14 protein-coding genes and 1 pseudogene are annotated in these 18,507 nt (G+C 42.3%); 12 read left to right on the top strand and 3 right to left on the bottom strand.

Annotated features, from left to right (window positions below):
- The first annotated feature begins 7 nt into the window (after window positions 1-7).
- From HW279_RS06630 to HW279_RS06595, 9 genes are all read left to right on the top strand, one after another.
- Window positions 8-847, top strand: coding sequence for a prephenate dehydrogenase (locus HW279_RS06630; RefSeq protein WP_178958406.1), 840 nt, complete (start codon window positions 8-10; stop codon window positions 845-847).
- Window positions 848-1,044: 197 nt separating this feature from the next.
- Entirely contained in the window at window positions 1,045-1,974 is a 930-nt protein-coding gene (locus HW279_RS06625; protein ID WP_178958405.1) for a YbbR-like domain-containing protein, read from the top strand.
- Complete coding sequence (gene coaE / locus HW279_RS06620; protein WP_178958404.1) at window positions 1,971-2,564, top strand: dephospho-CoA kinase; 594 nt, start codon at window positions 1,971-1,973, stop codon at window positions 2,562-2,564. Before HW279_RS06625 ends, coaE begins: the two co-directional genes overlap by 4 nt.
- A 53-nt stretch (window positions 2,565-2,617) precedes the next feature.
- Window positions 2,618-3,319 carry a cytochrome c3 family protein gene (locus HW279_RS06615; RefSeq protein ID WP_178959038.1) on the top strand — a complete coding sequence of 234 codons (702 nt, stop codon included), beginning with the start codon at window positions 2,618-2,620 and terminating at the stop codon, window positions 3,317-3,319.
- Between the two features lie 16 nt (window positions 3,320-3,335).
- A complete protein-coding gene (locus HW279_RS11140) occupies window positions 3,336-3,746 on the top strand; it encodes a twin-arginine translocation signal domain-containing protein (protein WP_255495793.1) in 411 nt (136 codons plus the stop codon).
- Window positions 3,747-3,778: 32 nt separating this feature from the next.
- Window positions 3,779-6,229, top strand: a complete 2,451-nt coding sequence (locus HW279_RS06610) for a 4Fe-4S dicluster domain-containing protein (RefSeq protein WP_255495792.1) — start codon at window positions 3,779-3,781, stop codon at window positions 6,227-6,229.
- The gene (locus HW279_RS06605; protein ID WP_178958403.1) at window positions 6,219-8,006 is read left to right on the top strand and encodes a quinol:electron acceptor oxidoreductase subunit ActD; all 1,788 of its coding nucleotides are present in this window, start codon (window positions 6,219-6,221) and stop codon (window positions 8,004-8,006) included. Before HW279_RS06610 ends, HW279_RS06605 begins: the two co-directional genes overlap by 11 nt.
- A 31-nt stretch (window positions 8,007-8,037) precedes the next feature.
- The gene (locus HW279_RS06600; protein ID WP_178958402.1) at window positions 8,038-8,574 is read left to right on the top strand and encodes a c-type cytochrome; all 537 of its coding nucleotides are present in this window, start codon (window positions 8,038-8,040) and stop codon (window positions 8,572-8,574) included.
- A 5-nt stretch (window positions 8,575-8,579) separates the two neighbouring features.
- Complete coding sequence (locus HW279_RS06595; RefSeq protein WP_111973022.1) at window positions 8,580-9,341, top strand: hypothetical protein; 762 nt, start codon at window positions 8,580-8,582, stop codon at window positions 9,339-9,341.
- Window positions 9,342-9,345: 4 nt separating this feature from the next.
- On the opposite strand, the gene HW279_RS06590 is transcribed toward HW279_RS06595, so the two are convergent.
- Window positions 9,346-10,512, bottom strand: coding sequence for a class I SAM-dependent RNA methyltransferase (locus HW279_RS06590; RefSeq protein WP_178958401.1), 1,167 nt, complete (start codon window positions 10,510-10,512; stop codon window positions 9,346-9,348).
- A gap of 64 nt (window positions 10,513-10,576) precedes the next feature.
- Here HW279_RS06590 and HW279_RS06585 point away from each other — a divergent pair, with 64 nt between their 5' ends.
- A complete protein-coding gene (locus tag HW279_RS06585; protein WP_178958400.1) occupies window positions 10,577-11,800 on the top strand; it encodes an exonuclease SbcCD subunit D in 1,224 nt (407 codons plus the stop codon).
- 559 nt (window positions 11,801-12,359) lie between these two features.
- Here HW279_RS06585 and HW279_RS06580 read toward each other — a convergent pair.
- Window positions 12,360-13,991, bottom strand: coding sequence for a C45 family autoproteolytic acyltransferase/hydolase (locus tag HW279_RS06580; protein WP_178958399.1), 1,632 nt, complete (start codon window positions 13,989-13,991; stop codon window positions 12,360-12,362).
- 424 nt (window positions 13,992-14,415) lie between these two features.
- Between HW279_RS06580 and HW279_RS06575 the strand changes: the two genes are divergently transcribed.
- A complete protein-coding gene (locus tag HW279_RS06575) occupies window positions 14,416-17,052 on the top strand; it encodes a valine--tRNA ligase (protein WP_178958398.1) in 2,637 nt (878 codons plus the stop codon).
- Between the two features lie 12 nt (window positions 17,053-17,064).
- Window positions 17,065-17,879 (top strand): annotated as a pseudogene (locus tag HW279_RS06570) (2,3,4,5-tetrahydropyridine-2,6-dicarboxylate N-succinyltransferase).
- A 67-nt stretch (window positions 17,880-17,946) separates the two neighbouring features.
- On the opposite strand, the gene HW279_RS06565 reads toward HW279_RS06570, so the two are convergent.
- The gene (locus tag HW279_RS06565; RefSeq protein ID WP_178958397.1) at window positions 17,947-18,474 is read right to left on the bottom strand and encodes a DUF3575 domain-containing protein; all 528 of its coding nucleotides are present in this window, start codon (window positions 18,472-18,474) and stop codon (window positions 17,947-17,949) included.
- Window positions 18,475-18,507: the final 33 nt, after the last annotated feature.

Below are 18,507 nucleotides of genomic sequence, written 5' to 3'. Positions count from 1 at the left end.
TATCGAATTGAAAAAAGCAGTCATCATAGGCTTAGGTCTCATAGGAGGTTCCTTTGCCTTAGAATTAAAAAAACGTTTGGGCTACCACATTGCTGGTATCGACCTAAACCCTAATCATATAGAAAAAGCCTTAGCCTTAGGCATCATCGATGAAAGTACAGATTACAACCATCTCACCGATGCCGACCTCGTGCTCATAGCAGTACCCGTGAACCATATAGGCGAAGTGCTTATAGAGGTGCTCAATAAAGTAGGCGAGCACACGTTAGTAATGGACGCAGGTTCTGTAAAAGGTCACATCTGCGAGGTAGTAGCTACGCACCCCCATAGGCAAAATTTTGTAGCAGCGCACCCTATGGCAGGTACCGAGCATTCAGGACCTGAGGCAGCTCTTTACAACCTCTTCGATGGGAAAGTAATGGCACTTTGTGAAGTAGAAAAAAGCAATTGGCAACTGCTTGACCGTGCGTTGAGTATTGTAAAAGCCCTTAATATGCGCGTGAAGATGATGCAACCTTCTGACCACGACTTGCATACTGCCTATGTATCACACCTCTCGCACGTAAGTTCGTTTATGCTGGGCAAAACCGTTTTAGAGATAGAAAAAGACGAAGCTCAAATCTTCGATTTAGCCAGTACAGGGTTCGCCTCTACGGTGCGTTTGGCAAAAAGTGACGCTCAGATGTGGTGTCCTATCTTTTTGGAGAACAAGGACAATGTGCTAAAAGCCCTCAATGAATATATCAAGAATTTAGAAACTTTCAGAACTCTCATCGAAACTGAACAATCCGAAGCCCTTACCCAAAGTATCCACGAAGCCAATTATATTAGGAAAATACTCAAATAGTATTCTAATACCAAACGAGTATATACGCGAGCCGTAACGTGTATATACTCGTTTAGTGATAGATATATACCGCTGACCTCACAGGTATATACTTTTCTAATAATAGGTATATAACACATTAAAGTATTAATAAGTATTATTTTGCGCTCTCAATAAAAGTTTATACCTTTGTGCCAAATTTTACCTTTTACCTAATTATGAAGCCATTTCGCCTCTTTTTCACTAATCGTCGCAACCTCACTTTTGTGATATGCCTGTTGCTCTCGGTATTCATTTGGTCGCTGATGAAACTCTCTAAAAACCTCATTAGAGAATTATCGGTACCAGTAACGGTTATCAATCCGCCAGCCGACAAGGTATTTCTACCCTCTGCTGCTAACTACGTGAGAATAACAGTAGAAGGCAATGGTTTTTCTCTTCTGAAATCCTACCGACAAAATGCTACCCTCACCGTAGATTTCTCCGATTTACAAGAAGTGGGCGAACACTTCTATACACTCTCTAAAAGCAGTAAGGACAAGCTCAGCAATACTTACCTATCGAATTTCAGAATACGCTCGGTAGTCTCCGATACTCTACAACTATACTTAGTACCCAAACACACCAAAAAAATACCCGTAGTAGTACACCTAAACGTGGAGTTTCCTAAAGAATACCAACTTACGGAACTGCGCCTCTTACCCGATTCGGTAGTAGCTTCAGGTAGCCAAAAAGTGATAGATACGCTCACACAAGTAACTTTCCAATACCGACACAAACGTCCGCTAAAAGACAATTTCGGTGAAACTTATACGCTCAAAAGCACTCCTTGGGTACATTATAACGCTCATAAAATTGTGATGCAAGCCTTTGTCGATAAGGTGAGCGAGCAGGAATTACGCGTGCCTGTAAAGGTGATGGGCGTACCGAAAGAGAGTCAAGCAAAAGTCTTCCCCGACGAAGTGAGTGTACTTTGTACAGGTGAATTGAGTATCTTAAAGACACTTACTCCTAACGATATAGAAGTAACTGCTGATTTGTGCGAGGCAACCGACAACCATATACCACTACAACTCAATACTCATAAACGACGCATAAAGGTAGCTTTTATGAAAGAAACCTCCGTTGATTTTCTAATACGCGAATGATGGTAGTAGGACTTACAGGAGGTATTGGCAGTGGCAAGAGCACGATAGCCAAAGAATTTGCTGCCTTAGGTATTGCAGTATTCAATTCAGATGAACAAGCCAAAGCACTCATCGCTACCGATGCGCAGGTAAAGGAACACATTATCGCTAGTTTTGGTGAGGAGGCTTACCAAAATGGCGAGTATAACCGTGCTTACATCGCCCAAATTGTGTTCAACAATCCTGAAAAATTAGCGATACTCAACAGCATTGTACATCCTGCCCTTGCGAAACATTTTAAGCTGTGGGCAAAAAAGCAAACGTCACCTTATGTACTGAAAGAAGCGGCTATCCTCTTTGAAAGTGGAAGCTACAAGGATTGTGATTATATCATCACGGTTACAGCACCCGAGCAGCTGCGCATTGCTCGTGTAATGGCACGCGACCATTGTACCGAAGCCCAAGTGCGAGCGCGTATGGCTCAACAGTGGACTGATGAACAGCGCATTGCCCTCTCGGATGCAGTGATTGAGAACATCAATTTGGAAGTAGCAAAAAAAGAAGTACGTAAGCTCAATGACGAGTTACAAATGACGAGTCTTCAATTTTAGCAAAGTATATGACGCAACGGCTTTTGTCAATTATCAATTGTCAATTGTCAATTATAAATTATCAATTGAAAAAGATTATCATTATATCAACCCTTATCATTGCCTTTTTAGGTATTACTTACGCTCTTTACGCCTTTCTGATGCAGATAGGGGTAGACGAGGGCTATGAACCTATACAACCTATTCACTTCTCTCATAAAATTCACGCAGGTGATAACCAAATCGATTGTAAATATTGCCACTCAGGGGCGCGGACTTCGGCAGTAGCAGGTGTGCCCTCACTCAATGTATGTATGGGTTGCCATAATACCATTTCGGAATATGAAGGTGAGGAGGATCTTGCCAATGGTTACACTAAGGAATTTTACACCAAAGAAATCAAGAAATTATACGAAGCAGTGGGCTGGGACGAGCAGAAATTTCGCTATACGGGCACTCCTAAAGGGGTGCAGTGGATACGCATTCACAAACTCCCCGACTTTACTTATTTCAATCACAGTCAGCACGTAGCTGTAGGTGGATTGGAATGTCAGAAATGTCACGGCGAAGTACAACAAATGGAGGTGGTACAGCAGTACGCTCCTCTTACGATGGGGTGGTGTATAAACTGCCACCGTCAAATGCCTGTGAATGCTAACAACCCTTATTATCAGCACTATGAAGAAGTGCATAAGGCTTTGGCTAAAAAGCTAAATGTAGCCAAACTAACAGTTGCCGAAATGGGAGGCTTAGAATGTGCTAAATGCCACTACTAATAATTACGAGTTACGAATGACAAATGAGACTATACATAATACCATTACCTCACGGCGGGATTTCCTAAAATTCTTAGGTTTTTCTACAGCGGTGGCTGCCTTAGCAGGTTGCGAAGGGGCGGTACACAAAACAATTCCGTATGTAATACAGCCCGAAAGCATTGTAGCAGGTGAAGCCAATTACTACGCTACTTGCATCGCCGATGGTTTTGACTTTGCCAGCGTACTGGTGAAAACTCGCGAAGGGCGACCCATTGCTGTATTGCGCAACCCCGAAGCCAAAGCAGGAGGGGCAGTGAATGCAAGGATATTGGCATCGGTATTGAGTCTATACGACGAAAATAGAATTCCTCCCACCATTCCCCCCTCGGGGGGGCAGGGGGAGGTTTTTGGCAGAAAATTGACACCGATACCCTTTCAGCCTTAGAGAAAGCAAAAGCTGAAGGAAAGCAAATTGTGATGCTCAGCCAAACACTCGCCAGTCCGTCGAGTTATGCTCTTGTAGAACTATTAAAAGAAAAATACCCCACCTTTAAACTTATAGAATACGATACCATCTCAGAAGAGGCTACTCTCAGAGCTTTTGAGAAACGTTGTGGACTGCGTGCAATGCCCGATTACGATTTCAGCAAAGCAAAGCTCATCGTCTCTTTTGATGCCGATTTCTTGGGCGATTGGAATGGCGGGGGCTTTGAAGCTGGTTATGCACAAGGACGTATCCCCAGCAAAACAAACGGAATGTCGCGCCATATTCAGCTGGAAGCCAACCTCAGCCTTACAGGTGCTAATGCCGATGAGCGCATTGCCCTCACTCCTCAACAACTGAAAGTAGCCTTAGCACAGTTCTATATTTATTTAACGGGATATCAAGTTACTCATCCTGAAAAGCTTCCTGCTGAAATCAATGAAAAACTCAAAGCAATAGCCAATGAAGTAAAAAAAGCAGGGAGCGATGCCGTAATCGTAACAGGTATTGACAAGGACAATGCCCAAGAACTCACCTTTGCGCTCAATAAAAGACTAAAAAGCAAGGCTTTCATACCTGAAACACCCGTACTCACACGCAAAGGAGATATAGTGTGGAAATTCAAACCATTGCTCACCGATATGAACGAAGGCAAGGTAGGTGTTCTCTTTATCAACAATCTCAACCCCTTATACAGTTTGCCTAATGCCGAGGAGTTTGCCTTAGGCTTAAAAAAAGTACCTTTTTCTCTATCCTTTGCAATGCGTGCTGATGAAACTGCCCAGCAAACGACCCTTTGGGCTCCTCAACCGCATTATTTAGAGTCGTGGGGCGATGTTGAATTTAAATATGGGCACTACGGACTGATGCAGCCTTGTATACGCCCGCTTTTCAACACTCGCCAATGGCAAGACTGTTTTTTGCAATGGATAGGACACAAGGAGAGTTATTACGATTTTATAAAAGCTCATTGGGAAAACCATATTTTAAAAGGATTTCCTTGGGAACAAGCCTTACACGACGGCACTTTTGTAGATAATGAAAAAAGATTTGATTTTGAACAACAAGAAGAGGAACGACTAAGTTTATTCCGCACCAAAGAATCTTTTACCGATATATCTATCTCTCAATTGCTTATAAGCCGACTGAAATCGCCTTTTGAACTCACCCTCTATACCAGCACTGCTTTGGGAGACGGACAGCAAGCTAACAATCCTTGGCTACAAGAGCTCCCCGACCCTATCCACCGTACCACGTGGGACAACTTCCTCACGATGCACCCCACCGATGCCCAAACCTTAGGCATTGAGAATTGGCATACCGCTGATGGTGCTTTGGACGGGCATCTGGCGAAAATCAGCGCTAATTGCAAAACTATTCTTGCTCCCGTACTCATCACCCCTGCGCAAGCACAAGGCAGTGTAGGGCTTGCCTTAGGTTATGGACGTAAAGCAGGCATACAAGCCGAAATGCAAGTGGGTGTCAATGCGTTTGTGCTTTATCAAGACCATTGTAAAACCCAAGGCGTACAGATAGAAAAAGCAGACGGCACTCACCAATTTGCCTGCTTGCAACTGCAAAATGAATTGGTAGGACGGAAAAACATCCTCAAAGAGATTTCTTTAGAGACCTTTTTAGGTGAATCCGCTGAAGTGTGGAACTCTCAACCTCCTAAAAGCAAGAAAGACCCTACTACCCCACATCACTTTAAACTCTCTATCGACCTGAATGCGTGCACGGGTTGTGCGGCTTGTGTGATCGCCTGCCATGCCGAAAACAATGTGCCCGTAGTAGGCAAAGAGGAAGTGCGCCGCTCTCGCGATATGCATTGGTTGCGCATTGATCGTTATGAATCAAGAGAAAACGAACAAAGGTGCGTAGGCTTTCAGCCCGTGATGTGTCAGCACTGTAATAATGCCCCTTGTGAGACCGTTTGCCCTGTAATTGCTACCGCTCACGGACAGCAAGGACAAAACCAAATGGCTTACAACCGCTGTGTAGGCACGCGCTATTGTGCCAATAACTGCCCCTATAAAGTGCGTAGGTTCAACTGGTTTCAGTATAGTGAAAACAAGCAGTTCAACTACAATATGAACAACGAAATAGGGCGTATGGTGCTCAACCCCGATGTAACAGTACGTTCACGAGGGGTAATGGAAAAGTGTTCCCTCTGTATCCAGAACACCCAAGCGGTAATACTGAAAGCCAAAAGAGAAGGTCGTGCGGTTGCCACAGGAGAGTTCAACAATGTAGTAGCTTGTGCAGCCGCTTGTAATACAGGGGCTATGGTATTTGGAGATGCTAACGAAGAAGGAAGCAAAATCGCCCAGTTAAGTGCCAGCGATCGTATGTATCAGCTTTTAGCAGAGCTCAACACCGACCCTAATGTGGTGTATCAAGTGAAAGTAGTAAATAGTGAAAAATCAAAAGTAAATGGTAAATAAATCCTATCATACCATCAGTGAAGATATAGCGCGCCCCATCGAAGGTCGTGCTTCGCGTGCGTGGTGGATTGCCTTTGGCATTACCCTCCTTGCGACCCTCTGGGGGTTATGGGCAATATGGGTAACCTTGCGCGATGGTATAGGCGCTTGGGGGCTCAACAAAAGCGTAGGCTGGGCGTGGGATATCACCAACTTTGTGTGGTGGATAGGTATCGGGCACGCAGGAACACTCATCTCAGCGGTATTGTTGCTCTTTCGCCAACAGTGGCGGGTGGCTATCAATCGCTCAGCTGAAGCAATGACTATTTTCGCTGTGTTGCAAGCGAGTATCTTCCCGATACTGCATTTAGGCAGACCGTGGTTGTTGCATTTCAATTTGCCTATTCCTAACCAATACGGCTCGTTGTGGGACAATTTCAACTCGCCTTTGCTATGGGATGTGTTTGCTATTGCTACCTACTTTTCGGTATCCTTAGTATTTTGGTGGGTAGGCTTACTCCCCGATTTTGCGATGCTTCGCGACCGTACTCTCAAGCCTTTTCAGAAGAAGATTTACAGTTTGCTGAGTTTCGGTTGGAGTGGTCGCGCCAAAGATTGGCAACGTATGGAAGAAACAATGTTGCTCTTGGCTGGTATTGCTACTCCGTTAGTTATTTCGGTACACACTATTGTCTCTTTTGATTTTGCTACTTCGGTGGTCTCTGGCTGGCACACTACTATCTTCCCGCCCTACTTTGTAGCAGGAGCTATCTTTTCGGGTTTTGCAATGGTGAGTTTGCTACTGATTATCTTGCGCAAAGTATGTAAGTTAGAAGCCTATATCACCCTCAAACACATTGAGCTGATGAATACTGTGATGTTAGTTGCAGGTAGTATTGTAGCAGTTGCTTACCTCACCGAGTTTTTTATGGCAATGCGCTTTCACTCAGAATTTGAACAATACGTATTCCGCAATCGTGCTACAGGTGCTTATGCGTGGGCATTCTGGACGATGATTATTTGCAATGTAGTCTTCCCACAACTCTTATGGTTCAAAAAGTTACGCCGTAGTATCACTTTCTCAGTATGTGTTGCTTTGGTGGTTTGTGTAGGGATGTGGTTCGAGCGTTTTGTGATTATCGTTACCTCACTGCACCGCGGTTATCTGCCATCTTCGTGGACGATGTTTAGTCCTACGTGGGTGGATATAGGGATATTTGTAGGCACTTTGGGATTTTTCTTTTTGTTGTTCTTATTATATGCAAGGAGCTTCCCAATGATTGCACAAGCAGAAGTGAAAGGTGTCAGCGGACAGGTGTCAGGTCTTAGGTATCAGGGGACAGATGTTAGGGAGCAGGTATCTCTTAACTCTTATCTCTTAACTCTTACCTCTCCTGAAGAACTTTTGGTTACTGTCAAACAACTGAAGCAAGAAGGCAAGGAGATTCAAGAAGTATATACCCCTTTCTATGTACACGGTTTAGCCGAAGCCTTAGAGCTGAAACGTACTCGCTTAGGCAAAGCCACTTTTCTATACGGACTCATAGGCTTCTTTTTCGGTTGTTGGCTCACCTATTTCACAATGATAAAAGACTGGCCAATGGATATTGGCGGAAAGCCTAATGCCACTTTCTGGCAAAACCTCCCCGCTTTTGTACCCGTAATATTCGAGTTGGTTGTATATTTTGCAGCGCATCTATTGGTGATTAGTTTCTTTATCAGAAGTAGGTTATATCCGTTCAAAAAAGCTGAAAATCCTATAAAGAAAAGTAGTGATGATAAATTTGTAATTCAGTAAGAGAAAAGAAGTAAGAAGTAAGAGGTAAGAAATGAAACATTTTAATAATTATATAAAGTATTTATTGCTAATAATATTATTGGTAGTTGGTTGTAGGAACAAACAAGAGCGCAACATTGAGTTTATGCCCGATATGTACGAGAGTCCTGCTTATAAAACTTATGAAGTCGCACCGCTCTCCCCTCCTGAGCACACTGTAAAAAGAGGTGAGTTGCCCTACCGCTACCCTAATACCATTGAGGGTTATGAGCAAGCCAAAGCACAATTGCACAACCCCTTAGCAACTGATACCCTACAACAAACTCAAAACCTCACCAATGGTAAAGCACTTTACGGCATCTATTGCGCGCTCTGTCACGGGGAGAAAGGCGACGGCAAAGGCATTTTAGTGCAAAGGGAGAAGATTTTAGGCGTTCCCAACTACAAGAGCAGAGAGCTCACCGAAGGTAGCATTTACCACGTACTCTACTACGGACACAATACAATGCCCGCTTTTGCTAATCAGCTGAGTGAGAAAGAACGCTGGCAAGTAGCAATGTACGTTGAACAGCTAAGAGATAAGAGGTAAGAAGTATGAGCATATTGTTTTTAACATATTCAATTCTGTTGTTTGTAGCGCTTACGTTGGTAGGGGTGCTGGTGTTCTATGCTATTAACAAAGTAACTCACGCGGAATGGGTAACCGATTTATACCCTATAATGAAGCGTATCACAACACCTTTATGGTTAGTGTTATTAGTTTTGTTAGGGGTGCTGTATATAGTGCATCGCGAACCTTATTTTTTGTTGCGTGCTGTGGGCTATATGGCAGTATGGGTGGGGTATCGCTATACTTTAAAAAAGTTTAAGACTTTAACACCTCACGTACTATTTTTAGTTATTTTCTTTCTTACCGAAACTCCAATGGCGTGGGATTGGCTTTTAAGTCTTACTCCCGAATGGCACAGCACCCTCTTTGCGTGGCAATTGCTCAGCAGTTTTCTGCTCTCAGGTATTGCCCTCATTACCTTATTTAGCAAGCCAGAGCACTATTCTGATTTAGGCAAATACCTCTTTGGATTCTCTATTTTCTGGGCGTATTTGTGGTTCTCACAATATATGCTGATATGGTACGCAAATATTCCTGAAGAAACTGTTTATTACCAAACTCTTCTCAGCAAAGACTACGGAGAGGCTATTGTAGCAATGCTTATTCTCAGTTTTGCACTACCTTTTCTCATCTTGTTATCTTCACGAGCCAAACAAAAAAAGCTGCTCCTTTTAGGAACAGCTGTCCTTATATTATTGGGGCAATATCTCAATTTCTATTTAATGGTAATGCCCTTTGTAAAATAGAACTTTATTCTTCGGCTTGTTTTTTAGCTTTCTTACTTCCTTCGTACATCTTATATTGTAACAATCGGCTTTCTAATTTACCATTAAAGAGTTTTATTTTTCGTGAAGGACGCAATCCTACATATTTTATACCTTCTAAATTAGAAGTGATAAACCACGCATCGGTATTGGGATAATGATGTTTAAGAGTGTTGCCTATCGATGAGTAAAGCTGTTCTACATCGGTTTGTAGGCGCTCATTGTAAGGAGGGTTGAACACCATATGTAATGGTTGCTGTTTATCTTCTTTTTCAGTAGCAAAAAAGTCTTTTTGGAATACTTGAATGTACTCAGATAGGTCAGCATTTTTTAAGTTATCTTTGGCTTTAGCTACTGCTGACGGTGCTTTATCATATCCTACAATTTGGTGGTGAAACTCTCGTATTTTTTTAATACAACTGCCAAAGATAAGATTAAAGAGGTCTTCATCAAAATCGTTCCAACGTTCAAAAGCGAACTCTTTTCGGTGTACATTGGCTGGAATATTACAAGCTATCATAGCTGCTTCTATCAAAAAAGTACCACTACCACACATAGGGTCTAAGAAATCACACTGCCCTTGCCAACCGCTGAGTAGTAGGATACCAGCAGCGAGCACCTCGTTGATAGGAGCTATATTGGTAGCTGTACGATACCCGCGCTGATGCAGTGAATTGCCCGAACTATCGAGTGACACAATTACTTCATTGCGCTGAATATGAATATGTATCTCCAAATCGGGGTGTAATACATCTACATTGGGACGACGACCTGTGGCATTGCGAAAAGCATCAGCAATGGCATCTTTGGCTTTTAAAGCCACGTATTGAGAGTGATTAAAAAGTTCGGTTTGTAAGGTGGCTGTAACAGCGAAGGTCTGGTCTACTCTTAGGTAGGTTTGCCAATTAAAGTTATAGAGTTTTTGGTAATATTCTTTCTCACTACGCACATAAAAAGAAGCAATAGGTTTCAGTATTTTTAAAGCGGTACGCAAGCAGAGGTTTGCCTTATACATAAAGCCTTTATCGCCTTCGAACTGTACACTGCGAACGCCTTTGGTTACGTGGATAGCCCCTAAATTGCGCAATTCATCAGCTAAAATATCTTCAAAGCCAAAGAAAGTTTTGGCTACCATTTTATAATTATTTTCCATTAGTATACAAAAATATGGCAAATATACATTATTTTTGCCATTTGAGAAAATAAATAACTGAAAAATGAACTTGCTACATACTGCCGATTGGCACTTAGGACAAACGTTTTACCAATACGACCGCTATAACGAACATCAATATTTCTTGGATAATCTTTTGCAAATTATTGAAGAACAACATACTGATGTTTTACTTATCAGTGGTGATGTGTTTGATACTGCTAACCCTGCAGTGGCATCGGTAAAGCAGTTTTATCATTTTCTTCATCAAGCAACTGAGCGTTTCCCCCAACTGCAAATTATAGCTATTGCGGGTAATCACGATTCGCCTGTACGCCTCGAAATGCCCCTACCTCTCTTGGAAGATACACAAGTGCATTTGGTAGGATATGTGAAAAGAAATGAACAGAGAGAGATAGATTACAAACGTCTTATTATTCCGCTTTACGAAAAAGAGGAAGTAATGGCTTACTGCCTTGCTGTGCCTTTTCTCCGCTTAGGGGATACTCCTAAAAATGAAGATACTAACCCCGATTATACTCAAGGGGTGGAGGCTTTCTACCGCGAAATTACGGAAAAGGCTTTAGCCATTGCCAAAGGAAAACCGCTGATTGCTATGGGACATCTGCACGCTTTGGGAGCAGAACTCAGCGATGAGGACACCGCTGAACGTCCTATTATTGGGGGAATGGAAGGCTTCAAACCTACGAGCTTTCCTAACGTGTTACAATACATTGCTTTGGGACATATTCACAAAGCTCAAGCCTTAGGTGGTAAAGCTCATATACGATACTCGGGAAGTCCTATACCCTTATCATTTTCAGAAAAGGATTATCAGCATCAAGTGGTGGCTTTTTCATTAGAAGAAGGACGTGTACAGGATATTAAAACGGTGCCTATTCCGTTGCATACTCCTATGTTAAGCGTGCCTGAACGACCACTACCGGTTAAAGAAGTGCTGAATGCTTTGGTTTCTTTACCTAAGGGAACTACTCATACTCCTGCCCCTTATTTAGAAGTAAAAGTATTACTAAACGAACCTGCTCCTGAACTCAAAAACAGCATACTGAAAGCTATCGCTCATAAACACGTACGCTTGGCGCGTATAGATGTGCGCTACCAACAGCAACAAAACACTACAAAGGAAACTTTGCAAAAGGAAATTACTTTAAACGACCTGCAACCTTATGAGGTACTACAAAGGGTTTACCAAAATAAATTCCAAAAAGAACTGCCTGAATTCTATAAACCTTTGTTTGATGAAGCAATGGAGAAAGCGACTGATTAGTGGTTAATTGATGTGAGTTCGATGTAAGAAAAGTGTAGCTTACGCTACAGAAATCTCTCAAATCTTTAAAAAATCAAACAAATAAGTTGCTTCGCTACTTTAAAATCTCGCACAGATTACACGGATTGCACGGATTTAGACCCCGATTGATTTCAATATTATAGAACAAAAGTGCACGGATTTTAGCAACGAGTTGCTTAAATTTCACTGATTATAACGTAAATACAACCGTAAATCAGTGTTATATATATCAGACTGATGCTAATTAAAAGTGTAGCTTACGCTACACAAATATTACAAATATTAAAAAAGAATCAAACAAATAGGTTACTTCGCTACTTTAAAATCTCGCACAGATTACACGGATTGCGCGGATTTAGACCCCGATTGAGTTCAATATTATAGAACAAAAGTGCACGGATTTTAGCAACGAGTTGCTTAAATTTCACTGATTATAACGTAATCACAACCGTAAATCACTGTTATATATATCAAACTGATGCTAATTAGTAAGACAATTCTTTTTAGATTTCTGCAAAAGCAAGTTTAATACGTGTTACTAATTTTTATTGACTAACTTTTGAATCTTTTCTCGTTCTTCACTATACGGTATTTCGCATTGGAGGGCTTTTTGGAAGAGCTGGTGTGCGGTTTCTTTGTTACCTTGTGTTTGATAAGCTCGCCCTAATAAATAATAGGCTTTCCAATAATGCGGGTTGAGACTTGTTATGTGCTTTACTTCGTCTATTACAATAGGGGTATGTTCGCGCAAATGTGTTTCTATCTGTTGTTCTAATACCCTATACGCTTCGTAATCCTTAAACGCTTGGGTGTACATAAAAGGGTCGGGCGGAATATTTAAGGAAGTTTGAGGATAAGGGCTGTGCGACGGATAAGCTTTGGTAGCAAATATCTGCTTCAAATCATAGGCTACAAAAGTGCCCAACTGATAAGGAGCTGTCGATACCCATACCAAACGTTCTTGAGGTTTAAAAATTACTGCGTGATGTGCCAATAGCTGGTTGAGTGCTTTCTCATTGCCATAGCCTATGGAATCGGCGTGTAAGCCTTCGGTACTGCGGAGGAGTGTAGCTATTTTAGAAGGGTTCAGCTTAGGTTCTTCTGTTAGGAACTCCTGCATTTTGGCATATCTATACGCTGAATGCGAAGTGCGTATCTGTTTGAGATTCTTCTTATCTTTCTTGTACACTTCACTTTGGAAATGATTGGCGCAAAGCACTGCATTAGGAGCTTCGTACACCCCAAACTTTTTGGGTGAAACCTCGATGATTACTGCTTTGCCGTCGGTAGCACTCCCCACCATTATAGCTTCGGACACGAATACCTTTCGCTTTTTAGCAATGGCAATCGCCTCATCGATATTTTTGGCGTACTGCAAGATTTCACGGCAGAGGAGCGAAATAGGGGTGCGAGCTTTCAGCGGAATAGATGACTTTCCTGCATTGATAGTAACCGTAAGACCTTCGAGATTCATACCCGAGAGCACACCTATCATTCCGCCCCAAGCGTAACTCATAAAAGGAATGCCTTCCTCAGGACGCACAAATCGCACTACCTTTTCAGTAGCAAAGTCATCGGAGAGATAAAAATCGAAATTGCGCCCTATGAGGAGCTGACCATCTTCGGTTTTATCGCCCCAAACCGCTAATGAAGAACAGCCTACGAGCATCAAATCTTGCAAAGCGTGTCCTAAATCGTGAGCCGAATGCAGGTAAAGGGTACGCTGATAAGCAGGGGCTATGTAGTTGAAAATCGTGTCGGAGTACTGCGCTTGTCCCCAGAGTTCTTGCCGGAAAGGGGGTATCACACAATTATTAATATCTCGATTGAACCACTTGACGAACTTGCGCAAAAAACGCTGTTTGCGCTGTGAAGGCACAAACTGATTGAGTTTGACAAAGAGCAGACTGTCCTGACGGTGATACAAAGGCTCAGTAAGTGCACCCGAATTGAGCCCTAACTGATACGGATTTCCTGAAAGGTAGAGCTCCCACAAGCCTTGTTGATTCTTTGCAATATAGTTATCCTGAAAATACCGCAACGTATCATTTAGTGCAGTAATTTGAGGTTTCTGGTACGGATAGGTTACCTCAGGCGGAGTGATTTTCTTGTAGAAAATACCGCAAGAGGTGAGCAGGAGGTAAAAAGTAAGAAGTAAGAGTTTTTTCATTTTGCCGACTCGTGGAACTGCTGATTAAGGTGCAAAAATAGAGATTATTTTTTAATACCCAAAATGCCAATAATGCCAATAATACCAGAAATGCGAAGATTGCAGTTTTCTGAGTATCTAGTAAAAATTCGTATGGATTCGGAGAATATCGGAGATAATCGAAGGTAGTAAAAGAGTATACTTAGCTTATAGAAAGCTTATAGGAAGCTTATACGAATGTTGGATGATTGGTATAGAAAGGGTATATAAAGAGTTGATTATTAATGGTTAAAAGCTAAAAGTGAATTGTTAAAAATAGTTAAATAACCCAAAGTAAAACAATGGTAAAAAGAAAGTAAGACAGAGCAAAAGTAGTTTTAAAATTGGTAATTGGTATTTTTTTACTACTTTTGCAGTCAGAATAGAAATTAGCAAATTAGCACATATGACAGAACCCCAAAAATACAATCCTACAGAATTAGAAGAAAAATGGTATGCCTATTGGCTTGCCCACAACTATTTTCACTCAACCCCCGATGAGCGTACGCCCTATACTATCGTGATTCCGCCCCCTAACGTTACAGGGGTGCTCCATATGGGGCATATGCTCAACAACACCATTCAAGATGTACTTATCCGTCGTGCACGCCTCAAAGGCTTCAATGCTTGCTGGGTACCAGGTACCGACCACGCTTCGATTGCAACAGAAGCCAAAGTGGTGGCAAAACTCAAAGAACAAGGCATTCAAAAATCTGACCTTACTCGTGAGGAGTTCCTCGTACACGCGTGGGAATGGACACACCAATACGGTGGGGTAATCCTCGAACAACTCAAAAAATTGGGTTGCTCTTGCGACTGGGAGCGCACTAAATTCACTATGGACGAGAAGCTTTCGGCTTCGGTTATCAAAGTGTTTGTGGATTTGTACAACAAAGGACAGATATACCGCGGTCACCGTATGGTGAACTGGGATCCAGAGGCTAAAACCACTCTTTCTGACGAAGAAGTGATTTATGAAGAACGTCAAGGATTTTTATATTATTTGAAATATCAAATTGAAGGGACGAATGAGTACCTTATCATTGCTACGACGCGCCCTGAAACGATTTTTGGCGATACTGCCATCTGCATCAACCCTAACGATGAGCGTTGGCAACACCTCAAGGGCAAAAAGGCTATTGTGCCTATCTGCAACCGCGTGATTCCGATTATCGAAGACGAGTACGTAGATGTAGAATTTGGTACAGGTTGCCTGAAAGTAACCCCTGCCCACGACCCTAACGACAAGGTTTTGGGCGACAAACATCAGTTAGAAGTCATTGATATTTTCAATGATGATGCAACCCTTAATCACTACGGTTTGCACTATGCTGGCAAAGACCGCTTTGTAGTGCGCAAGGAGATAGTAGCCGAATTAGAAGCAAAAGACTTACTCGCTAAAAAAGAGACTTATACTAACAAAGTGGGGACATCTGAGCGTACCAAAGCCGTGATAGAACCCCGCCTTTCTGACCAGTGGTTCCTAAAAATGGATACCCTTATCCAACCCGCTATCAAGGCGGTATTGGAAGATGAAAGCATCAAGCTATATCCCAAAAAGTTCGAAAATACCTATCGCCATTGGGTAGAAAACGTACGCGATTGGAATATCTCACGCCAATTGTGGTGGGGACAACAGATTCCTGCTTACTACTACGGCGAAGGTAAAGACCAATTTGTAGTAGCCGAAACTAAGGCAGAAGCCCTTGTGTTGGCTAAAGAAAAAAGCGGCAATGCACATCTTACTGAAGCCGATTTGCGACAAGATGAAGATGCTCTCGATACTTGGTTCTCATCTTGGTTATGGCCAATGAGTGTTTTTAACGGTATTTTAGAGCCTAATAATCCTGAAATCGAGTATTATTACCCAACCAACGATTTGGTAACAGGACCTGATATCCTTTTCTTTTGGGTAACCCGAATGATAGTAGCAGGCTTTGAGTACAAAGGCGAGCGTCCGTTTAGCAATGTGTATCTTACCGGATTGGTGCGCGACAAGCAACGCCGCAAGATGTCTAAATCCTTAGGCAACTCACCCGATGCGCTCAAACTCATTGCCGATTATGGGGCTGATGGCGTGCGCGTAGGGCTCTTGCTCTCATCGGCAGCAGGTAATGACTTGCTGTTTGACGAAGCCCTTTGTCAGCAAGGAAAAGGATTTGGCAACAAATTGTGGAATGCCTTCCAATTGGTAAAAGGTTGGCAAGTAGATAGCTCGGTAGCACAACCTGCAGCAGCTCAGCTCGCTTTGCAATGGTTTGAAGCTAAGTTTAACGCAGTACTCACCGAAGTAGAAGACCATTTTGAGAAATATCGCATCTCCGATGCCCTAATGGCAATTTATAAACTCGTCTGGGACGACTTCTGTGCGTGGCTTTTGGAAATGGTAAAACCCGAATACGGCAAACCAATGGACAAAGCAACTTACGAGGGTGTGATAGCCGCTTTTGAGAATTTACTAAAACTCCTTCACCCCTTTATGCCATTCCTTACCGAGGAAATATGGCAAAGTTTAGCGCCTCGTACCCCTGAACAAGCCCTTATCGTGGCTACCTACCCCACTGTACAGCCGTACGACGAAAAACTATTAGCAGAATTTGATTTTGCTGCCGAAGTGATAGCAGGTATCCGCACGGTGCGCAAAGAGAAGAATATACCTTTCAAAACACCACTTAACCTTTCGGTATTAAACAAAGAGCAAGTGAGCAATCGTTTTGATGTTGTGATTACCAAAATGGGCGGACTTGAGGCTATTACCGAAGTAAGTAAAGCCATAGAAGGCGCAATGTCTTTCCGCGTAAAAGCTAATGAATACTTTATTCCAATGGAAGGCGCGGTGAATGTAGAAGAGGAACTCAAAAAACTACAAGAGGAACTCACCTATACACAAGGCTTTTTGGCATCGGTACGCAAGAAACTTTCTAATGAGAAGTTCGTAAATTCAGCGCCTGCCCAAGTAGTAGAAAACGAGCGCAAAAAAGAAGCTGATGCGTTGGCAAAAATTGAAACACTTGAAAAAGCGATAAAAGCAATTAACAATTGATAACTAGATAAAATGGAACACTTAAAACAAATGATAGATGAGGCGTGGGAGAATCGCTCTCTGCTTCGTGAGGAAATCGTACAACAGACTATCCGTGAGGTAATTCACCTCTTGGATTTAGGTAAATTACGAGTGGCAGAGCCTACTGCCGATGGCTGGAAAGTAAACGAATGGGTGAAAAAAGCTGTTGTGCTTTACTTCCCTATCCAAAATATGAAACCCGTAGAGGTGGGTATCTTTGAGTTCCACGATAAGATTCCGCTCAAACACAACTACGACGAGAAAGGAGTGCGCGTAGTACCACCTGCTGTAGCACGTCGTGGTGCTTTTATCGCCAAAGGAGCCATACTAATGCCCAGCTATGTGAATATAGGGGCGTATGTAGATGAAGGTACAATGGTAGATACGTGGGCTACTGTGGGTAGTTGTGCCCAGATAGGCAAGCACGTGCACCTGAGTGGTGGCGTAGGTGTAGGGGGGTATTAGAACCCTTGCAAGCAGCTCCCGTGATAGTAGAAGACGGGGCTTTCATCGGGTCGCGTTGTATCTTGGTAGAAGGAGTACGCTTAGGCAAAGAAGCGGTACTTGGTGCTAATGTAGTGCTTACAGCCTCTACTAAAATCATTGATGTAACGGGCAGTGAATCTAAAGAACTAAAAGGCTATGTTCCCGAACGCTCAGTAGTAATTCCTGGTAGTTACACCAAGCACTTCCCAGCAGGTGATTACCAAGTGCCTTGTGCGCTTATCATCGGGCAGCGTAAAGCCTCAACCGATAAGAAAACTTCACTAAACGATGCTCTAAGAGAATATGGAGTTTCTGTATAAGAAAAGTGATGAGGATATAAAATAGAAAAGGCTACCTTTTGGGTAGCCTTTTTAATAGATAATAGATTTAGAATTTATATCCTATCTTAATACCAAAGTTAGGTTCGATAGCCCAGAACTTCTTATTTTCATTAACTTGTTTACCAAAGTTTCGTGCAATATTTGCAAAAGGAGCGATAATAAAGGTATCGTCGAGATTCCATTGGTAACCTGCCCCCACACCTAAGATAAAACTATCCAAACGCGTTTTTACTCCATCTTCAGAGAATGTTCCAAAGCGTTGTTTGATAAAAGGATTTACATAAAGCCCTGTGCCTCCGTCTTCTTCAAAATAATAGTTATATCCTATTTGAATACTAGTAGCTCTGTACTTTTCTCCACTCTTTTTAGGGAATACAGAAAAGCGGTCGTTAAAGAAAATAGTTCCTTCGATAGACTGATTAGGAGCTATGTAATGTTCATAGCCTAACTCTACAGAAGCTAACCATATAGCATTCAAGATATTCAAGTTTACTTGATGTTGAGGAAAATCACTTTGGGCAAATGTTTTTGCTGAGAAAAACATAAGCATTACAGCTACAATAATTTTTTTCATCGGTTTTCTTAGTTTAAAAATAATGGCAAAGAT

The sequence above is a fragment of the Capnocytophaga sp. oral taxon 903 genome (assembly GCF_013394785.1).
GTDB classification, from domain to species: Bacteria; Bacteroidota; Bacteroidia; order Flavobacteriales; family Flavobacteriaceae; genus Capnocytophaga; species Capnocytophaga ochracea.
This window is presented reverse-complemented; position numbering and strand designations above follow the sequence as displayed.

Coding starts and splice junctions, on each gene's coding strand:
- HW279_RS06625 (WP_178958405.1), top strand. CDS start 1,045: ATGAAGCCATTTCGCCTCTTTTTCACTAATCGTCGCAACCTCACTTTT.
- coaE (WP_178958404.1), top strand. CDS start 1,971: ATGATGGTAGTAGGACTTACAGGAGGTATTGGCAGTGGCAAGAGCACG.
- HW279_RS11140 (WP_255495793.1), top strand. CDS start 3,336: ATGACAAATGAGACTATACATAATACCATTACCTCACGGCGGGATTTC.
- HW279_RS06610 (WP_255495792.1), top strand. CDS start 3,779: ATGCTCAGCCAAACACTCGCCAGTCCGTCGAGTTATGCTCTTGTAGAA.
- HW279_RS06605 (WP_178958403.1), top strand. CDS start 6,219: ATGGTAAATAAATCCTATCATACCATCAGTGAAGATATAGCGCGCCCC.
- HW279_RS06600 (WP_178958402.1), top strand. CDS start 8,038: ATGAAACATTTTAATAATTATATAAAGTATTTATTGCTAATAATATTA.
- HW279_RS06595 (WP_111973022.1), top strand. CDS start 8,580: ATGAGCATATTGTTTTTAACATATTCAATTCTGTTGTTTGTAGCGCTT.
- HW279_RS06590 (WP_178958401.1), bottom strand. CDS start 10,512: ATGGAAAATAATTATAAAATGGTAGCCAAAACTTTCTTTGGCTTTGAA.
- HW279_RS06585 (WP_178958400.1), top strand. CDS start 10,577: ATGAACTTGCTACATACTGCCGATTGGCACTTAGGACAAACGTTTTAC.
- HW279_RS06580 (WP_178958399.1), bottom strand. CDS start 13,991: ATGAAAAAACTCTTACTTCTTACTTTTTACCTCCTGCTCACCTCTTGC.
- HW279_RS06575 (WP_178958398.1), top strand. CDS start 14,416: ATGACAGAACCCCAAAAATACAATCCTACAGAATTAGAAGAAAAATGG.
- HW279_RS06565 (WP_178958397.1), bottom strand. CDS start 18,474: ATGAAAAAAATTATTGTAGCTGTAATGCTTATGTTTTTCTCAGCAAAA.